The organism is Pseudoalteromonas sp. DY56-GL22 (assembly GCF_041414715.1).
GTDB lineage: Bacteria > Pseudomonadota > Gammaproteobacteria > Enterobacterales > Alteromonadaceae > Pseudoalteromonas > Pseudoalteromonas simplex.
Window position 1 is genome coordinate 108,839 of the sequence record NZ_JANHZR010000006.1, and the last position, 18,392, is coordinate 127,230.

18 protein-coding genes are annotated in these 18,392 nt (G+C 41.6%); 10 read left to right on the forward strand and 8 right to left on the reverse strand.

Going from position 1 to position 18,392, the window contains the following annotated elements:
• Positions 1-2 precede the first annotated feature (2 nt).
• Entirely contained in the window at positions 3-1,121 is a 1,119-nt protein-coding gene (locus NO991_RS14230) for a succinylglutamate desuccinylase/aspartoacylase family protein (protein WP_054552403.1), read from the forward strand.
• A 186-nt stretch (positions 1,122-1,307) separates the two neighbouring features.
• On the forward strand, positions 1,308-2,345 hold the full coding sequence (locus NO991_RS14235; RefSeq protein WP_371352139.1) for a phospholipase A: 1,038 nt from the start codon (positions 1,308-1,310) through the stop codon (positions 2,343-2,345).
• 40 nt (positions 2,346-2,385) lie between these two features.
• Here the strand turns inward: NO991_RS14235 and NO991_RS14240 are convergent, their stop codons facing one another.
• The gene (locus NO991_RS14240; RefSeq protein ID WP_054552401.1) at positions 2,386-3,279 is read right to left on the reverse strand and encodes a bifunctional GNAT family N-acetyltransferase/hotdog fold thioesterase; all 894 of its coding nucleotides are present in this window, start codon (positions 3,277-3,279) and stop codon (positions 2,386-2,388) included.
• A 228-nt stretch (positions 3,280-3,507) separates the two neighbouring features.
• Between NO991_RS14240 and NO991_RS14245 the strand changes: the two genes are divergently transcribed.
• Entirely contained in the window at positions 3,508-4,197 is a 690-nt protein-coding gene (locus NO991_RS14245; protein WP_138618022.1) for a spermidine synthase, read from the forward strand.
• Positions 4,198-4,204: 7 nt separating this feature from the next.
• On the opposite strand, the gene dtd is transcribed toward NO991_RS14245, so the two are convergent.
• Genes dtd through NO991_RS14260 form a run of 3 tightly spaced genes read right to left on the reverse strand, consistent with a single transcriptional unit; the run spans position 4,205 to position 6,481 of the window.
• Positions 4,205-4,642, reverse strand: a complete 438-nt coding sequence (dtd, locus tag NO991_RS14250) for a D-aminoacyl-tRNA deacylase (RefSeq protein ID WP_130167197.1) — start codon at positions 4,640-4,642, stop codon at positions 4,205-4,207.
• Positions 4,630-5,583 carry an alpha/beta fold hydrolase gene (locus tag NO991_RS14255; RefSeq protein WP_138618026.1) on the reverse strand — a complete coding sequence of 318 codons (954 nt, stop codon included), beginning with the start codon at positions 5,581-5,583 and terminating at the stop codon, positions 4,630-4,632. The genes dtd and NO991_RS14255 overlap by 13 nt, the downstream gene beginning before the upstream one ends.
• Before the next feature lie 25 nt (positions 5,584-5,608).
• The gene (locus tag NO991_RS14260; RefSeq protein ID WP_054552397.1) at positions 5,609-6,481 is read right to left on the reverse strand and encodes a virulence factor BrkB family protein; all 873 of its coding nucleotides are present in this window, start codon (positions 6,479-6,481) and stop codon (positions 5,609-5,611) included.
• Between the two features lie 86 nt (positions 6,482-6,567).
• Between NO991_RS14260 and NO991_RS14265 the strand changes: the two genes are divergently transcribed.
• Positions 6,568-7,224: a DUF2959 domain-containing protein gene (locus tag NO991_RS14265; RefSeq protein WP_300360600.1), complete on the forward strand. Its 657-nt coding sequence runs from the start codon at positions 6,568-6,570 to the stop codon at positions 7,222-7,224.
• A 63-nt stretch (positions 7,225-7,287) separates the two neighbouring features.
• On the opposite strand, the gene NO991_RS14270 is transcribed toward NO991_RS14265, so the two are convergent.
• Complete coding sequence (locus tag NO991_RS14270; protein ID WP_300360602.1) at positions 7,288-8,217, reverse strand: hypothetical protein; 930 nt, start codon at positions 8,215-8,217, stop codon at positions 7,288-7,290.
• A 149-nt stretch (positions 8,218-8,366) separates the two neighbouring features.
• Here NO991_RS14270 and NO991_RS14275 point away from each other — a divergent pair, with 149 nt between their 5' ends.
• Positions 8,367-9,458: an MBL fold metallo-hydrolase gene (locus NO991_RS14275; RefSeq protein WP_300360604.1), complete on the forward strand. Its 1,092-nt coding sequence runs from the start codon at positions 8,367-8,369 to the stop codon at positions 9,456-9,458.
• Positions 9,459-9,473: 15 nt separating this feature from the next.
• Here NO991_RS14275 and NO991_RS14280 read toward each other — a convergent pair whose 3' ends face one another.
• Both NO991_RS14280 and typA read right to left on the reverse strand, forming a co-directional pair.
• The gene (locus tag NO991_RS14280) at positions 9,474-9,899 is read right to left on the reverse strand and encodes a BLUF domain-containing protein (protein ID WP_054552394.1); all 426 of its coding nucleotides are present in this window, start codon (positions 9,897-9,899) and stop codon (positions 9,474-9,476) included.
• 386 nt (positions 9,900-10,285) lie between these two features.
• A complete protein-coding gene (gene typA / locus NO991_RS14285) occupies positions 10,286-12,109 on the reverse strand; it encodes a translational GTPase TypA (protein WP_054552393.1) in 1,824 nt (607 codons plus the stop codon).
• Between the two features lie 507 nt (positions 12,110-12,616).
• On the opposite strand from typA, the gene glnA reads away from it, so the two are divergent.
• The 5 genes from glnA (at position 12,617) to NO991_RS14310 (ending at position 17,716) form a co-directional block, all read left to right on the forward strand.
• The gene (gene glnA, locus NO991_RS14290) at positions 12,617-14,023 is read left to right on the forward strand and encodes a glutamate--ammonia ligase (RefSeq protein WP_054552391.1); all 1,407 of its coding nucleotides are present in this window, start codon (positions 12,617-12,619) and stop codon (positions 14,021-14,023) included.
• 133 nt (positions 14,024-14,156) lie between these two features.
• Positions 14,157-14,678, forward strand: coding sequence for a DUF4124 domain-containing protein (locus NO991_RS14295; protein WP_235372566.1), 522 nt, complete (start codon positions 14,157-14,159; stop codon positions 14,676-14,678).
• 80 nt (positions 14,679-14,758) lie between these two features.
• Positions 14,759-15,829: a nitrogen regulation protein NR(II) gene (gene glnL / locus NO991_RS14300; RefSeq protein ID WP_054552389.1), complete on the forward strand. Its 1,071-nt coding sequence runs from the start codon at positions 14,759-14,761 to the stop codon at positions 15,827-15,829.
• Positions 15,830-15,847: 18 nt separating this feature from the next.
• Positions 15,848-17,233: a nitrogen regulation protein NR(I) gene (ntrC, locus tag NO991_RS14305; protein WP_054552388.1), complete on the forward strand. Its 1,386-nt coding sequence runs from the start codon at positions 15,848-15,850 to the stop codon at positions 17,231-17,233.
• A gap of 24 nt (positions 17,234-17,257) precedes the next feature.
• Positions 17,258-17,716: a cyclic nucleotide-binding domain-containing protein gene (locus NO991_RS14310; protein WP_138599054.1), complete on the forward strand. Its 459-nt coding sequence runs from the start codon at positions 17,258-17,260 to the stop codon at positions 17,714-17,716.
• Here the strand turns inward: NO991_RS14310 and NO991_RS14315 are convergent.
• On the reverse strand, positions 17,713-18,375 hold the full coding sequence (locus NO991_RS14315) for a hypothetical protein (protein WP_054552386.1): 663 nt from the start codon (positions 18,373-18,375) through the stop codon (positions 17,713-17,715). The two genes, NO991_RS14310 and NO991_RS14315, sit on opposite strands and share 4 nt — an antisense overlap.
• Between the last annotated feature and the right edge of the window lie 17 nt (positions 18,376-18,392).

The window sequence follows — 18,392 nt, forward strand, 5'->3', positions numbered from 1 at the left end:
CCATGAGTAAAGAATTAATCAGCCAAGAGAATATTGTGGTTGGCGAGATTGCCAACGGCCTACCTCTGACAATCCCAGTGTATCGCTTAAAAGGGGATGGCACAGGCCCAAACGTGTATATACAAGCCAATATGCACGGCGCTGAAGTACAAGGTAATGCAGTAATTTATCAATTGCTTGAGCAGCTAAAATCACTCAAGCTGCGTGGCGATATTACCCTAGTGCCTTATGCCAACCCTATTGGTTGCAATCAAAAATCAGGTGAGTTTACTTTAGGTCGCTTCGATCCAATTACGGGCACCAACTGGAACCGCATGTACCGCTTTAATAAAGCATTACCGTCACAGGTTGCTGAACAGCATAAAGACTGTGATGATGCGACCCTTAAAGCGGCGTTTAAACAGGCACTCGTTGCTGACATCGATAGTCAATTAACGGGCCCTGATTACAGCCTAACAACGGGTAAGCGTATTGCCCTTAACTTGCAAAAGCTTGCCCATCAGGCAGATATTGTTTTAGACCTTCACACTGGGCCTATCTCAAGTCAGCACTTATATTGCCCTGAATACGCCAAAGACAGCGCGAGCTACTTCAACATCGAACATGTGTTATTGATCCCAAGTGATTTTGATGGCGCGATGGATGAAGCGAGTTTCTGTCCATGGTGGTCACTGTCTGAAGAGCTTGGCAAACAAGGCCGTGAATTTGCTGTTCAAGTAGAAGCATTCACCGTTGAGCTAGGTAGCCAAGAAAAAATCGATTTAAGTGCGGCACTTGAAGATGCAAATAGCATTTTAAGTTACCTCAATCAAAAAGAGGTATTAGTTGATGCTGCGTATCATCCAAAAGCGATGACACGCTATGCCTGCATGCTTGAAGATTATGTAGCTTACTATGCCCCTATGGGTGGCATGGTTGAATACCTTGCCCCACTGGGCGGCCATATTAAAGCTGGTGAGCCTATCGCCCATATTTTAAGAATGGAGCGCTACCTTTCTGAGCAGCCGCTACAAACATTAAGTTTTGATAAAGACGCCATTGCTATTTTGCATTTTGCTTCAGCAAGCGTGAATCAAGGTACCGAACTTTATAAGTTTTTTACCAACGTATTTGAGCTATAAGCTCATCCCTTCTCATTGCGTGAGAGTCAACGGCTTATGCTCTTAGGCCGTTACAGCAGGGCTCCAAGCTTAGCTTGGGGCTCTCTATTTACCTAAAATTTCAACAATTCAGTACAAGTTCACGGTTACTTATGTAAAAATCGTTATAATTATACCTACTTACAAGTCTACTGAAAGGGAACTGCAATGGGATGGCGCATTTGGCTGGCAGCCGCTGGCTTATTTTCTGTACCTGTATTTGCTCAAACTGAACAACCACAAACTAACGAACAAGATGATGCTCTAGAACTCGTAAAGCAGTGTATTTTGAACGAAGCTATTGGCGGTGACGGCAAGCAAACACTCGAAGAACTTCGTAAAAAGTGCTCTGATTTAGATGAAAGCAAAAAGCTCACCGCTTTAGACAAACGTAAAGCGCGTGAAGAAGTGAGCAAGAAAAACCGTAATGTGATCACCCCACATAAGCGTAACTATATTTTACCGCTTTCTTACGTATCTAATCCGAATGAGCGCCCTTTTGACGGCCTAAAAGACCTTGCTGAGCAAACTGATGGCGAGCCACTTGATAACCTGGAAGTAAAATATCAACTATCAATTAAAGTGCCAATCTTCGAAGACTTCTCTGATAAAGATCAGGGCGTATTTTTTGCATTTACCATGCAATCGTTTTGGCAATTTTACAATAAAGATATTTCATCGCCGTTTCGTGAAACAAACTACGAACCAGAGATCTTCTGGGTGAACTACCTTGATCCTGAGCATGTGCTTTGGGGCGATGAAATGGCGATTGCAATTGGTGCTTCACATCAATCTAATGGCCGCAGCCAGCCTAATTCACGTTCGTGGAACCGTATCTATGCTGACTTCTTATGGGAAAAAGATGGCTTTGTATTTAGCTTTAAGCCTTGGTACCGCATTCCTGAAGACAAAAAAGACGATGAACTAGAAGCTAAAGGTGATGACAACCCTGATATCTACAAATACATGGGTTACTTTGAATTCTCGGGTGCATACCGTTACAGCGAGCATGAGTTTAGCTTTATGACCCGTAATAACTTAAATTCAGATAACCGCGGCGCAATCCAACTAGACTGGTCTTTCCCTCTTTGGGGCAGATTACGTGGTTATGCACAATACTTTAATGGTTATGGTGAGAGCTTAATTGATTACAACGCCGATATTGAACGTTTTGGTGTGGGTATTCTGTTAACTGACTTGCTTTAACTTAAAGAGCGAGCTTTAGTTAGCTCGCTCTGAATATTCGTTATTTTTTAACGATGAAGTGACCTTCAAATTCTGCTACTAGCACATCACCATCGTATACATTCACTGGCACATGGTAGCTTGCTTTGCCATTGTCCTCTAGCTCCGCCAACTTGCCTTTACAGCCAGCCAACTCAACACTCCCGCGAGGATCGTTATTCAGTGGTTTAAGGTATTTAATGTTGGCATCTGCTAACACGATATTCCCTTCAAGGCCAGCTTCTTTAAGCGCTAGGTAAGTTGCGCCCCAGCCTGTTAAGGTCGCTAAACTATAAATCGAGCCGGCAAACATAGTGTTATGAAGATTTAAGTTCGCATCTAGATCAGCGCGCGTAGTAAACTGCCAATCGGTATAGCTTTCTACTTTAATTCCCATTGCATCGCTGATAGGGATCGACTCACGCCACGTGTTTTGTAGTACTTGTGTCCAGTTTGGATGACGGAACCAACCCGGCTCAGAGGGTTTTTGTTTTACCATTTTCCAATGCTGTACATCGTCATAGGCAAGGTGTGCTTTTTCTTTTAATTCGTAGCCATGACGCTTATAGAAATCAAGGGCTCGCTCACGAGCAAACAATACCAGTTCATCTGCATCTTGAGTCCATGCGATTTTTTCTAATTCATGTAATAAACGGCTACCAATATGCTGGTTACGATTACCTTCAGCAACCGCCATATAACGAACTTGCGCTTGCTGATGATTATTAAAATGCAGGCGAGCTACGCCTAATACTTCGCCATCATTATTTTTGATAAAGCGGTGCTCTGCGTCTTGCTCTAAGTCATCTTGTTCAGAACCGCGCGGCTCGCCCCAGGGTGCTCTTAAAACCTGCCAACGTAATGAATAGTATGCTTGCCAATCTTCGCTGCTTTGCGGGGTGGTCACTTTAAACATAAAAACTCCTGTGATAATTCAGCCACGGGTCTGTTGTTTTTCTGTCGTGGCCTTTGCAATGCGAATTACGATACGCGATCTTCTATCAAGTTGGAATAATACTTTGGTGACCCAGCCTAAATTATTATTCATGGCTGTAAAAACTAATGCACAATTGCACTTTATGCTTACTGGTCTATGCTGAAATAATTGTCTAATTATTATAATAACACGCTAAAGGCCCGAAATATGGAACATTTTCTTGAACCCAGTGGCGCAGTAAAACATAGTTTTATTGAGGACTGTCACCGATTAGGGCAGCTCATTTATTGGCATAAACAAGGCAATTACAGTATTCAAGTTAGGCAACTTAACCAATTACGCTGGTTACTGATCAACGAAACCCTGCAATCGGTCATTGAAAAACGCCGACCTGCCAGATTACTTTTCCCTCATTTACAATACCTTGCAAAGCTTTGGCAAGACTTAGAGGAACCGAAAAAGATTTTAGAATTAGGCCTAGGTGGTGGTGCTATTCGTAACTACTTACAGCACACCTACCCTGATAGCCAACTGACATCGGTTGATAAAAACCCCGACATAATTCACTGCTATAAACGTTACTTTGGTGGCGACCATGCCAGTAACCTGCACTGTTTTGATGCGCAGCAAGTATTAGAGCAAAACAACGAATACAATTGGATCATCTTAGATTTATTCAGTGAGGTAGATGCACCATTATTTTTATACAAGCACCTGTTTTACACCAAACTAAGAGCAGCGATGGCAAAAGATGGCTTGTTGTTCATTAATTTTTTGTCCAATCACCCATCGCAACTAAAGCAACTTGAGCACCTGCTAATCACCGAGTTTGGCAAGCGCCCAAGCATTGTAAAAATCCCCGACTACGTGAATCATATCGTGATGATCAAAAAGTAGCTGTCTATTACACAGATAAATTAAAAGTAACGGGACCATCGTTACATAGGCTTACTTGCATATCAGCACCAAATTGCCCTGTAGCCACTGTTAAGCCTGCTTTTTTAGCCTCTGCAATAAAATACTCATAGAGCGTATTGGCTTGTTCTGGCGTGCCAGCACTTGAAAAGCTTGGGCGCATGCCCTTTTTGGTGTCGGCTGCTAAGGTAAACTGCGAAACCACTAAAAGCTCACCTTTGATATCGTTCAAACTTAAGTTCATCTTTCCTTGTTCATCGGTAAAAATGCGGTAATTGCTGACTTTGTGTAAAAGCTTCTGGGCGCTTTGCTCGGTGTCCTGTTTTTCAACACCTAATAGCAGCAAAATACCTTGTGAAATTTCACCAACTACTTCGCCTGCCACTTCTACTTTTGCTTGTTTTACTCTTTGAATTAAGCCTTGCATTGATCCCTCGATAACTTGATATACATTAAATCTGCGGCACGTCGCATTGCCGCCAAATATACCTGATTATCGCTGCTGTGCCCAATGCCATCTAAAATCAATAATTGTGCATTTAACTGTTCAGCAAGCTGCTGTACGGCACTATATCGACAGATCAAATCGGCGCGGCCATGAATAAACCAAATCGGTAAATGAGTCAGTAAATGTGCATTTTCTGCGATAAAGCCTTCTTCAATGAAACAGCGATGACGAAAGTAATGCACCATTAACTTTGCTTGATTTAACCCGACATGGGGCTCCTGTAAACTCCAGTTTGTCAAAGGCTCGCCATGACATAGCACCTGCTCCCAATGACACCATAACTTGGCAAATTTACTGGCTTTAATTTGATCGTCACTGTTTAGTTGCTGCTGATAAAAGTCGAGTAAGGCACGCCAATCAGTGTAATCATGTGCAAACTCATTAAAGCACTCAGGGTAAAAATGCGCGCCGGCTCCTTTTGTTGTGTAAAGCCACTCGAAGTCACTGTTACAAGCTAAAAAGCTAGCCCGTAAAATAAGCCCTGCAACATGCTTTTGGTGATGAATAGCATAGACAAGTGCCAAAGTCGCACCCCATGACTCACCACACACCAGCCACTTTTCAATACCCAGTTGTTGGCGTAAATACTCGAGATCGGCAACTAATTCTGAGGTGGTATTGGTTGAACTATCATGGGGTGTTGAGTGACCGCAACCGCGCTGACTGAACATGATCACTCGAAAACGTTCTAAGTCGAAAAAGCGGCAATTTTCAGGGCATAGACCCGCACCAGGACCGCCATGGCATAACACCACAGTAATCCCTGTAGACGCACCATATTCTTGCACATGGATTTGATGACCATCGCCAACACTCAAATGGTAATCGCGGTTGGCAACATATTGTGGATGTAACTGCACCTCGCTCTCCTTAGGTGCAGTGAATTTAAACCTCTATATCTGGCGTGTCCTCGATATTCTCAGGGCTGATACATACAGTAAATTCTGCACCGAGTAATACGACAATCCACGACAAATACACCCATACAAATAAAATAGGGATTGTCGCCAACGCCCCATAAATAACTTCGTATGATGGGAAGTGGCTGATGTACAAAGCAAAGCCTTTTTTTGTCAGCTCAAACAACATAGCTGCAAACAAAGCGCCCGGAATTGCCGCTCTAAATGGAACTCGTGTGTTAGGAACTAAAGTATAGAGCATAATGAAGCCAATCATTGAAATTATGTAAGGTAATAATTTCAATAAAAAGCCGCTAAAGCCGGGGATACCTTGATCGGCAAACGACACTAACGACACGATGTATGAAGTAACACCAATGCTAGCCCCTAATAATACAGGGCCTAGACTAAGCACCATCCAATAAACGGCAAACGAAATCATCATTGGACGCTTTTTCTTAATACGCCAAATTCGATTTAATGTAGCATCGACATTGCGAATAAGTAACAAAGATACCGCCGCTAAAAAACCCACACCAACGGCAGTCATTTTATTCGCATTACCGGCAAAAGCGCTGATATGCTCTTTAATTACATCTGTAGAGGTCGGCACAAGGTTAGTAAACAAGAAGTTTTCTATAGTTACTAACGTGCTTTCAAATCCTGGGAAAGCAGAAAAAATAGCCACACCAACCGCCACTAAAGGCACGATTGATAATAAGGTTACATAAGCCAAATAACCCGCATTGACTGTGATTTGATCGTCAATACAACGATTGAGATACTGCATCCACCAAGCAGGTTGTTGTTTTAAGAAAATGCTTATTTGCAGCTTATACCGACTGAGCTTCTCGTCCATAGAATCTAATTTCTGCTAAAATGTTTTGATAATCATAGCAATCCACCACATAATTTGAAATGACAGGTACCTAAAAAGGATTCTCAATGAAAAAACTGACACTTTTAAGTGCACCACTATTTGCAGTTACAATGGCATTATCGGGCTGCCAGTCAGCTTATTACTCAGCCATGGAGTCTGTCGGTGTGCATAAACGCGACATTTTAGTGGACCGCGTAGAAGAAACAAAAGAAGCACAGCAAGAGTCACAAGAAGAGTTTCAATCAGCACTAGACAGATTAACCACGCTGATCAACTTTGATGGTGGTGAGCTACAAGATGCCTACAATCAACTGAATGATGATTACGAGTCGAGCTTAGCTGCAGCGAACGACGTTACAAACAATATCAATAAAGTAGAAGATGTAGCTGAGGCACTGTTTGATGAATGGGCTGACGAGCTAGAACAATACAAAAGCGCCTCACTAAAACGTGAAAGCAGCAAAAAACTCAACGCAACTAAGCGCCAATTTGATCAACTGCTTCGCTCAATGCGCAGTGCAGAAAGCAAAATGGAACCCGTGTTATCATCTTTACATGACAACGTTTTGTACTTAAAACATAACCTAAACGCACAGGCTGTTGCAGCTATCAAAGGTGAGTTCACAAATCTTAAACGCGATATTAAAGTGTTAATGGACGATATGAACAAATCAATTGAAGACTCGAATAAGTTCATTGAGCAAATGAATAAAGCAGGTTGAGATAGTTAGCTAAAAATTAATGCGGCAATTAGCCGCATTAATTTTATTAGAGCATATAAAAATTTACTTACAACTATATGTAAAGATGTGTTGATCACCTTGCGTGCGGTGTGATGTTACCACGCAATTTGGAGTGTGCCCTCCATGACTGTCAAACAGTAAATTTATATAATTGAGAAATATTGTTTCACCATTGCTTTTATTTTTAAAAACAAATTCATTATTTAAGTCACTAACTTTTAATGGAATACTGTTATTATCTGCATCTTTTGCGCTCAAAATGATGAACACATCATTTGTAAAGTCTATTGCAGCTTTGACAGAGCCGTTATAAATACTTTTATCGGCAGATTCATAAAAATTAATTGCCACGTAGAGCCCCATGTCTTTTCCTGTGGGTATTCTTACGGCATCTAGAGCAGAGTCAATTAATTCAGAAAACAAAGAACCATCTTGGTTTAAATAATAATCAAATGCATTATTTCTAAAACTAGACCGACTTAAGAAGGTATACGGATCTCCTTTAACATCAAATCCACCTACATATTTTAAAACTGAAGAGGCACTTTTTTGGTTGCTTATCTCAGCTCTAGAAAATGCGGCGATCGATTGGCTCGAGTCAGTGCCCATATAATCTGTTTCAGCATCATTAGAAACAAACATAGCAACACTTTTATTTTTCAATAGCAATATTGCTTCTTGCCTAAACTCCAGAATTAAATTTGCATCAAATTGCTCTTCATAGCTCAACTCAACATTAACAGCGTTACGTATAGGCTCACCAAAGCTACTAAATCGCAAGCTCCTGTAATACTTTTTCACTTGTCTGTTATCAAAATCAAAAATAACCACATAGCTAGACCCCGACCGTTGTTGTGAAAACGCAGCTAAGTTTTCCATTCCATTAGTGGAGCAGCCATTACATGTTAACGAGTCCGTAGCGGCTAAACACGACAGTGAAAATACACCAATTAAAAAAGCAATAATTTTCATTTATCCTCCTTGATTGCTGTTCAAAAATCACTCAAATCATAGCAAAAAAAAACGCATCACAAATTAGTCAATATTTAGTTACTTTTTAATGATTTATCTTAATTTTTATTTTGCTAAACTCACGGCAAAGAATAAAAAGTAAGCATAGTATGTATTTAAAAACACTCTCAACACTTATTGCAGCAGCACTTATAAGCGCATGTAGCAACTCAAATACAGTGAATGTTATTGCCGGTGAAGGCACTATAACCCCATTAAAAACTGAAGGTGACTTCGAAGGTCGCTACCACAACCTTTATCCGGGTGATAAAGAATACCCAACAACCTGTACAGACAATTGCTATGAACCATCAGAGCTACTTATATGTGATGACAGCAATTCTCAGTGCCAATATCAAGCAGAACAAATAGTTCCAACAACAAATACAGGGTTTATAGTCCGTTGGTTAGGTCATGCAGGCTTTTATATTCAATCACCAAATGGTGAACAACTGTTGTTTGACCCTGTTAAAGATCAGTTTGACTCACCCGTAGACTTGGCCTTTAAACTTGCTGGTGGCAGTTATCGTAAGCCCGGATTTTGGCCTACTAAGTCAGAGCTCGAAGGTTTAAACGCGGTAATGTACTCACACATTCACTATGACCATTTTAATAAAGCAGATATCGAAGAAATTGGTAATGCTCCCCGCTATTTAGTGCCACTAGGCTTTGCAGATAATTTTCCGACTGGTGGCTTTAATATTTCAGAGATGGCGTGGTATGCAAGTACACGAATTAATGACCTAACGATTCATTCGGTGCCGGCCCATCACTTTAGTAGTCGTATTATGGTTCCCTTTATTTACGACGATCACAATAAAGACTTATGGAATGGTTGGTTACTTGAGCAAAATGGTAAGACCTTGTTTTTTGCTGGTGATACCGGTTACTCAAAACACTTTCAAGATATTAAGCAAAAATACGGCGAGATTGATGTGTGCTTAATGCCAATTGCTTCCTACTACCATGAAGAAGATGGTAAGTGGTATCGTTATGTTCATACTACACCTGAAGATGCATTAAACGCGGCAGAAGAGCTAAGCTGTAAAGTGATGATCCCATGGGGTTACGGCAACTCAAGCTGGCAAATGGGTGACCATTCAAGTCATTCGGCATTACTTAGGTTGTTAAATATGCAAAAGCAGATGAACAGCCAAGTTCCAGTTTATATAATGAACGAAGGAGAGCAAATCTCGCTTTAAAGGTACGGGCTAATATTAAATAACTTTATCCAGCATGGAGTCTCGCAAAGCAAGCATCAATTTGTGAGCACTTCCTGCTGACATTGCTAATGGATTAAAATCGCTAGTACCTGAGTATTTAATATTTAATGGCGTTGTTAATTTTGAATATGGTATGTACCCCATCGACCATTTTTCGAATTCCCGCTCTGCAATTTCGCAATAGTTCAGCATGATAATGTTGCGATGCCTTTTATCATTCAAAATACGATGATACGTTGCATTCACTGCTTTTCGCGATCCTTCAAGACACTGCATAAAATGAGTACTATTAAAACAAAGTAGCCCTGTTACATTACATTCAGCATTTTTCTTTTTCGCCTTTTCGAGAATATCCTCAATATCATTAGGCCCAAACCCATCGCTAATTTCACTTGTATAAATCAGTCTAACTAAATACATCTTACTCTCCTGCAAGTTGGATTTAGAAAAGATAGTACAGATGGGGGAGTTAGTAAAAAGTTGCGAGTGGATAGTGGATAGTGGATAGTGGTTAGTGGTTAGTGGTTAGTGGTTAGTGGTTAGAACAAAGTAAAATACATTCCTCAACAACAAGATTGTTTGTTTAATTACATAAAAAATAACCCCCCCCTCTCGATCAACTGATATCTGACTTCTGAAATCTAACTTCTCGATTTTTGACGGCTGACGGCTGACGGCTGACGGCTGACGGCTGACGGCTGACGGCTGACGGCTGACGGCTGACGGCTGACGGCTAATCATTACAACAAAAAACCGCCGTATTTTTCAATACGGCGGCTTCTATATTGCAAAACTAAAAGACGTTATTAGTCTTTAGCTGCACGGCTCGCACGCTTACGCTCACTTTCAGTTAAGTGACGCTTACGAATACGGATGTTCTCAGGTGTTACTTCCACTAACTCGTCATCATCGATGAACTCAATCGCTTGTTCAAGCGTGTAGTTTAGTGGTGGAACAAGCGTTTGTGCTTCATCTGTACCCGATGCACGAACGTTTGTAAGTTGCTTACCTTTAAGCGCGTTTACAGTTAGGTCGTTGTCACGGCTGTGGATACCGATAACCATACCTTCGTAAACTTCAACACCGTGACCGATGAATAACTTACCACGGTCTTGTAAGTTGAATAATGCGTTAGTAAGTGCTTTACCAGTTGCGTTAGCAATCATTACACCATTCTTACGGGCACCGATAGTACCGCCTTTGTGAGGACCGTAGTGATCAAATGTGTGGTAAAGAAGACCAGAACCAGACGTTAATGTCATGAATTCAGTTTGGAAACCAATTAAGCCACGGCTTGGGATCATAAAGTCCATACGTACACGGCCTTTACCATCTGGAGACATGTCTGTTAGTTCACCCTTACGAAGACCAATTTGTTCCATGATAGAACCTTGGTGCTCTTCTTGACAGTCGATTGTAAGTGTTTCGTATGGCTCTTCTTTTTGACCATCAACTTCACGAAGGATTACTTGTGGACGAGATACCGCAAGCTCGTAACCTTCACGACGCATGTTCTCGATTAAGATACCTAAGTGTAACTCACCACGACCAGAAACACGGAAGCTATCTGGGTTGTCAGTTTCTTCAACACGTAATGCAACGTTGTGAACAAGCTCAGCTTGTAAACGCTCAAGAATGTTACGTGACGTTACGAATTTACCTTCTTTACCAGCAAATGGTGATGTGTTTACAGAGAACGTCATTGTTACTGTAGGCTCATCAACGCTTAGTGGTGGTAATGCTTCAACGGTATTTACATCACAGATAGTGTCTGAGATTTTCAGCTCACCAAGACCAGTGATTGCAATGATGTCACCTGCGCCTGCAGATTCTGCTTCATGACGCTCAAGACCTAAGTAGCTCATTACTTGGCCAACTTTACCGTTACGCTTAGTACCGTCTGCGCTTACAACAGTCACCTGTTGGTTAGGACGAACAGTACCACGCTTGATACGACCTACACCGATAACACCGATGTATGAGTTGTAGTCAAGCTGAGAAATTTGCATTTGGAAAGCACCTTCAGGATCTGCATCCGGTGGAGATACTTCGTCAACGATCATCTGGAACATTGGTTCCATGTTATCTGATGGCTCGTCTAAATCCATTGTTGCCCAGCCGTTGATAGCTGATGCATAGATTACTTTAAAGTCTAACTGTTCGTCAGTTGCACCTAGGTTATCGAATAAATCGAAAACTTGGTCCATAACCCAGTCAGGACGTGCACCAGGTTTGTCGATTTTGTTGATAACAACAATCGGCGTTAAACCTTGTGCGAATGCTTTTTGCGTTACGAAACGCGTTTGCGGCATTGGACCTTCTTGAGCATCAACAAGTAGTAATACTGAGTCAGCCATCGAAAGTACGCGTTCTACTTCACCACCGAAGTCGGCGTGTCCTGGGGTGTCTACGATATTGATATGGTAGTCGTTCCAAGAGATAGCTGTGTTCTTAGCTAAAATGGTAATACCACGTTCTTTCTCAATGTCGTTTGAGTCCATTACGCGCTCTTCGTTACCGCCGCGCGTTTCTAATGTGCCTGATTGCTCAAGCAGTTTATCAACCAAAGTTGTTTTACCGTGGTCAACGTGGGCGATAATCGCTATATTTCTTAACTTTTCGATGCTCATATTTTTTCTCAGAGAAATTGAATCTCATTGATCCTGCAAGATCTACGCAGTCACCTGCGTTTTCACCAGATGTCCCAGCATAGGATTTAAAAGGGCGCATATTATCCCTTAATAATGGCATGGATGAAAGTTTATCCAATATAAATTTATAAACTTTCTTCAGGCTTTTTATAAGTATCTGTTTTATAAATGACAAATTTATGAAAATTAAAGTGAATCTGAGCTCAATACTGGCGAAATTTTAGTTTTTGAACCATATTTTGGCACTAAATAGTGTTCATAACCGAAAAATTGGCACGCTCAATAATTGTGCAAAACAAGGTCGCACTTTTTACGCACCAGAATGATCTTTTTACGCACCAACTTAGTGCAACAAAAGTTAACAAAACGAAGCCCTGTTCACTTTTTACAAGCCTAAACAAGGTGTTAAAAACATGGCACGAAACCAGCTTATATAAGCGAAAAGCAATAATGCAGCAAAAATAAAACCCAACAATTGGAGGACACATGTCACAATCGGTTTTAGATTTTATCAAAGAAAATGACGTTAAGTTCATTGATTTACGCTTTACTGATACCAAAGGTAAAGAACAGCATGTTTCTATTCCTCATCATCAAATTGATGAAGATTTCTTCGAAGACGGCAAAATGTTTGACGGCTCTTCAATTGCTGGCTGGAAAGGTATCAACGAATCAGACATGGTACTTATGCCTGTTCCTGAGTCTGCGAAAATGGACCCGTTTTCTGAAGAAGCTACACTAATCGTACGTTGTGACGTAGTTGAGCCTTCAACACTTCAAGGTTACGAGCGTGATCCACGTTCTGTTGCAAAACGCGCTGAAGAGTACATGCGCTCTACTGGTATTGCTGACACTGTATTATTCGGTCCAGAGCCAGAATTCTTCCTTTTTGATGACGTTAAATACAAATCAGACATGTCTGGTTCTATGTACAAAATCGATTCTGTAGAAGCTGCTTGGAACTCAGATAAAGATTACGAAGGTGGCAACATGGGTCACCGTCCAGGTGTTAAAGGCGGTTACTTCCCGTGTTCACCTGTTGATTCATCACATGACTGGCGTTCAGCAACTTGTTTAGTTCTTGAAGAACTAGGTCAAGTAGTAGAAGCTCACCACCACGAAGTAGCAACTGCAGGTCAAAATGAGATCGCAACTCGCTTCAATACAATGGTATTAAAAGCTGACGAAATCCAAGAGATGAAATATGTTATCCATAACATGGCTCACTTATACGGAAAAACAGCGACATTCATGCCTAAACCAATCGTAGGTGATAACGGTTCTGGTATGCACTGTCACCAATCTCTAGGTAAAGATGGCGTAAACATCTTCGCGGGTGACAAATACGCAGGTCTTTCTGAAGAAGCACTTTACTACATCGGTGGTATCATCAAGCACGCTAAAGCAATCAACGCATTCGCTAACGCGTCAACGAACTCATACAAGCGTTTAGTACCAGGCTTCGAAGCTCCTGTAATGCTTGCATACTCTGCACGTAACCGTTCTGCTTCAATCCGTATCCCAGTGGTACCGTCTGCAAAAGCACGTCGTATCGAAGTACGTTTCCCTGATCCAACAGCTAACCCATACTTAGCATTCTCTGCAATGCTTATGGCTGGCCTAGACGGTATCAAGAACAAGATCCACCCTGGCGATGCAATGGACAAAGACTTATACGATCTACCTGCTGAAGAAGCAGCTGAGATCCCACAAGTTGCATCTTCTTTACAAGAAGCACTTGCATCATTAGACGCAGACCGTGAGTTCTTAACTCAAGGTGGCGTATTCACTGATGACCTAATCGATGCATACATCGCGCTTAAGAGCCAAGAAGTTGAAAAACTTAACATGACAACTCACCCAGTTGAGTTCGAAATGTACTACAGCGTGTAATACACGCTGTATCAGAATTATCTAAAAGATAATAAATGTGTGTTCTCAAGCCCGCTCTGCGGGCTTTTTTAATGGTAATTGAGCGGGTTCTACTCTACAGTTTTAGTTAAGTGAAAAAATGCAGGGTCGCAGGGTGAAAAGCACAACCTTATTGGTATTATCGTTATTATTTGCAAGCTTTTTTGGTTATACAGCAGCACAAAAAGTCTATTCTTGGAAAGATGAGAATGGTGTATTAGTATTTTCTGATACTCCTCGCCCCGGTGCTACTGAGGTCAAGTTAAATACCCAAAACCTTACAATGCCTGCAGCTGATACCAGTATTCTTGATACTGCTCCAAGTGCAGTCCCTGTTAACTTTAAAGTGTCAATTGCAGCCCCCGCAAATGAAGAAACTGTGAGAGAAAATACAGGTTCTGTTTATGTTACTACACGAATCAGCCCCCGTTTTGAAACTGGTTTCAAAGTTCAATTACTCGTTGATGGTTCACCTCATGGCGCACCAAGTAATAGCACGACCTTTGCTCTAAGAGAGGTCTTTCGAGGCGAACACACATTACAAGCGAAACTTTTTGATGCAAATAATAAACTCGTTTCAGTTAGCCCTGTCAGCACTTTTTTCATGCACAGAACTTCAATTAATAACGGAAATTAGAATTTTCGACATGATGTCTCGCAAAGCAAAAAGAGTATGCTAAGCTGCACTAAATTGAAACGCACTAAAATGGTGCAACCATGCTCAGAGATCTACATTTTAATTCTCAATTACTCGACAGTATTTGGAAAAATTTAAGTACTGCCGTTATTTTACTCGATCATGATTTTAAACTGGTTTACGCAAACGATAGCGCCAGTGAGCTTTTAGGTTTAGGCCCAAAACGTATCATCAACCAACCGTTCGACAACCTATTTAACTACCACTCGATAGATTTAAAACGTATTGCTCAGTATTCGTTGTTTGATGGTGTCGATTGCCACCAACATAGAGCTGACGTGGTGTTCGTCGATTCTCGCCATGCCAAGTTAACTATTAGCACACGCCGAATAAGTAGCAACGATGAAAATTATATCCTGTTCGAATGCCGCCAAATGGATGATGAAATTCGCCATGACCAAGCTTCGAATCAAATGCATCAATATCAAGCTGCCCGTAACCTTATTCGTGGTTTAGCACATGAAATTAAAAATCCTTTAGGTGGAATTCGCGGAGCGGCGCAATTATTGCAGTATGAGGTTGATCAGCAAGAACGTGATCAATGTGCCGAATTAATCATTGAACAAGCAGACCGTTTACGCGAGCTTGTCGACCGTTTACTTGGTCCGAATCAACTGCCACACAAATCCCATGGCAATATTCACCAAGCGTTAGAGTCGGTGATTAAACTGAGCATGTTAGACAACAATGCCAATATCACTTTAGTGAAAGACTATGATCCAAGTATACCGAGTGTATACATAGATCAGAGTAAAATTCAGCAAGTGGTACTGAACATTATTCGTAATGCACAACAGGCACTTGTTGATGGTGGCGAGATAAGAATAAAAACTCGCATCAATCATCAACACAGGCGCCCGGGTAAGGCACCGAAAAAAACCTTGCTGATCCAAATTTCGGATAACGGCCCAGGTATAGACAAGAGCTTACGTGAAACCTTGTTCTACCCAATGATCACCAACAAAGAAAATGGATCAGGGCTTGGTTTATCGATAGCGCAAACCTTGGTTGACCAACATGACGGCCACATTGATTGTGACAGTTGGCCAGGCCATACAGAATTTAATATCTATTTGCCTTTTACGGATTAATGGTTTTTTGGAGTAGTCATGAAAACAGTCTGGTTAGTTGATGATGATGCCTCAATTCGCTTTGTATTGGAAAAAGCGTTGGCACGTGCAGGATTTGACACTGAAAGCTATGCAAACGCACAAGATGTGCTTAACGCATTAAAGTTTAGCCAGCCCACGGTATTGGTATCTGATGTGCGTATGCCTGGCATGGACGGCATGGCGTTACTCGAAACAATTGCCGAGCAAAATCCTGGCTTACCTGTTATTATCATGACAGCTCACTCGGATTTAGATTCGGCGGTAAATGCCTTCCAAAAAGGGGCGTTTGAGTACCTCGCCAAACCGTTTGACTTAGACGAAGCCGTGGCACTGGTAGAAAGCGCCTGTCGTGCTAACTCAACGAAGAAAACTAAACGCAAACAAGCACCACAAACCAATGCGCATATCATCGGTGAAGCACCTGCAATGCAAGAGGTGTTTCGCGCGATCGGTAAATTATCAGCATCAAGTATGAGCGTGCTGATTAATGGTGAGTCAGGGACAGGTAAAGAGCTAGTTGCAAGCGCCCTGCATAACCACAGCCCACGCAAAGAAAACCAATTTATAGCTCTGAATATGGCTGCCATTCCTAAAGAATTAGTTGAGTCAGAGTTATTTGGCCACGAAAAAGGCGCATTTACTGGAGCCGACAGCATTCGTAAAGGCCGTTTTGAACAAGCGAATGGCGGCACCTTATTTTTAGATGAAATTGGTGATATGCCACTCGACGTTCAAACACGTTTATTACGCGTGTTAGCCGATGGTGAGTTTTACCGCGTGGGCGGCCATCAAAGTATTAAAGTTGATGTACGTATTATTGCTGCAACGCACCAAAACCTCGAAGACTTGGTAAAACAAGGTAAGTTTCGTGACGACTTATTCCACCGCTTAAACGTAGTGCGTTTACGCTTACCCGCGCTGCGTGAGCGTACGGAAGATATTGAACGACTAGCACAACACTTTTTACATAAAAGTGCCAAAGAGCTGCAAGTTGACAGCAAAATTTTAAGCCCAAAAGCCACTGAGCAACTACGCCTATTTAACTGGCCAGGTAACGTGCGCCAATTAGAAAACACCTGCCGTTGGTTAACCGTTATGGCGCCGGGTGAACTTATTAGTGAACAAGATTTACCACCTGAAATCGTCGCAGTTACACCAATCGAACAAGAAGGCGACTGGCTAGATGCATTCCAACAATGGCTTAACCTTGAACTTAAACAAGGTAAAGAGAATATTTGGCCTGCCATTCAAGCACAACTCGAGACTCGCTTGATTAAAACTGCTCTTGCCAACTGTGCTGGGCACAAGCAAGAAGCCGCAGTGAAGATCGGCTGGGGTCGTAATACATTGACCCGCAAGCTAAAAGAGCGCAATATTAGCTAATTTCGCGCAACCCAATGTGAGTCAATGAATTTAATCGAGCACATTCCACTAATTAAACAAATGGAAATTATTAACAGATTACCATTTTTTAGAGAGTTCACATTAAGCGAACGACAAGTGTTATTAGAGTCATTTAGCCATTTATATTTGGTCAAGCAGGGCCGCGCTGTTTTCAAACAATACGATACTGATAAGCGGCTTTATATTGTGCTAAGCGGCTCACTGATGGTATTCAAACAAAGCCATCTTCTTGAACTTGGCACCATTGAACCCGGTGAATTTATCGGTGAAGGTGCTTTTATCAATAACCGCGAGCACAGTACGAGTGCGCGCGCAAAAGTTGATACCATTTTGTTAGCTATCACCCCTGAAGCACTTACCCGCTTGCCGAATGTGATCCGCGAGAAAATTAAAGATCGCATAATCGAAGGTATGAGTGAACGTATTACTAAGTTAAGCACTTACCTTGAGTCACGTAGCTAGTCCATATACACAATTTGAAATGAGCAATTTAACCAACTTGGGCTATTAACGCGAGCCGTGTAACGGTAAGTGTCTGATGGTTTCATACCAAAAGGGGTACTCACTTCTGGCGTTAAATGGCTGTAACTTTGCGAATAGTTTTTATAATAAATGACTAGGTGGCCGTATAAGTATTCCCAATCAAGAGTAACTTTACTACCGCCAGCAAGAGTAAAGTGAGCTTGCTTATCACTGAATGTAACAACAAGATCATTATACTTGTCTTCAACACATCCTGTGGTGAGTACACGAGCCGGCATAGTAAAATTAGTGGTAGTATTTTTAGCTTTTAAATAAAAGCCAATATTGCCATGATTGTAAAAGTGGTTGGCATCTGTGGTGTATTTGATTTCAACTTCATAACCCAATCCTTGCATAATTTCAGCAAGTTGCTCAGTTTCATGAGTGAGGATTTTATCACTCGATAACATTAAGGTTGCATCCGCAAACTCTCTTGGCACTGGGAGCTGAGTGTATTCATAGGGTAAGCTTTGCTTATTTAATGCTTGCTCTAATGATTGCAACTGCGACTGATCAAGATTTTCTGTGTATACGTAGACTGTAGCTTGCTGACAACCAGCCAAAATTAAAAATATGGCTGCCGAAATTATCCTTTTCATATTCTTTCTCACCTTAG

What these genes read in the sequence shown, in the direction of transcription:
- glnL (WP_054552389.1), top strand. Translation starts at nt 14,759, where the DNA reads ATGCTCAGAGATCTACATTTTAATTCTCAATTACTCGACAGTATTTGG.
- NO991_RS14265 (WP_300360600.1), top strand. Translation starts at nt 6,568, where the DNA reads ATGAAAAAACTGACACTTTTAAGTGCACCACTATTTGCAGTTACAATG.
- NO991_RS14315 (WP_054552386.1), bottom strand. Translation starts at nt 18,375, where the DNA reads ATGAAAAGGATAATTTCGGCAGCCATATTTTTAATTTTGGCTGGTTGT.
- dtd (WP_130167197.1), bottom strand. Translation starts at nt 4,642, where the DNA reads ATGCAAGGCTTAATTCAAAGAGTAAAACAAGCAAAAGTAGAAGTGGCA.
- glnA (WP_054552391.1), top strand. Translation starts at nt 12,617, where the DNA reads ATGTCACAATCGGTTTTAGATTTTATCAAAGAAAATGACGTTAAGTTC.
- NO991_RS14260 (WP_054552397.1), bottom strand. Translation starts at nt 6,481, where the DNA reads ATGGACGAGAAGCTCAGTCGGTATAAGCTGCAAATAAGCATTTTCTTA.
- NO991_RS14275 (WP_300360604.1), top strand. Translation starts at nt 8,367, where the DNA reads ATGTATTTAAAAACACTCTCAACACTTATTGCAGCAGCACTTATAAGC.
- NO991_RS14245 (WP_138618022.1), top strand. Translation starts at nt 3,508, where the DNA reads ATGGAACATTTTCTTGAACCCAGTGGCGCAGTAAAACATAGTTTTATT.
- typA (WP_054552393.1), bottom strand. Translation starts at nt 12,109, where the DNA reads ATGAGCATCGAAAAGTTAAGAAATATAGCGATTATCGCCCACGTTGAC.
- NO991_RS14235 (WP_371352139.1), top strand. Translation starts at nt 1,308, where the DNA reads ATGGGATGGCGCATTTGGCTGGCAGCCGCTGGCTTATTTTCTGTACCT.
- NO991_RS14310 (WP_138599054.1), top strand. Translation starts at nt 17,258, where the DNA reads ATGAATTTAATCGAGCACATTCCACTAATTAAACAAATGGAAATTATT.
- NO991_RS14240 (WP_054552401.1), bottom strand. Translation starts at nt 3,279, where the DNA reads ATGTTTAAAGTGACCACCCCGCAAAGCAGCGAAGATTGGCAAGCATAC.
- NO991_RS14230 (WP_054552403.1), top strand. Translation starts at nt 3, where the DNA reads ATGAGTAAAGAATTAATCAGCCAAGAGAATATTGTGGTTGGCGAGATT.
- NO991_RS14280 (WP_054552394.1), bottom strand. Translation starts at nt 9,899, where the DNA reads ATGTATTTAGTTAGACTGATTTATACAAGTGAAATTAGCGATGGGTTT.
- ntrC (WP_054552388.1), top strand. Translation starts at nt 15,848, where the DNA reads ATGAAAACAGTCTGGTTAGTTGATGATGATGCCTCAATTCGCTTTGTA.
- NO991_RS14270 (WP_300360602.1), bottom strand. Translation starts at nt 8,217, where the DNA reads ATGAAAATTATTGCTTTTTTAATTGGTGTATTTTCACTGTCGTGTTTA.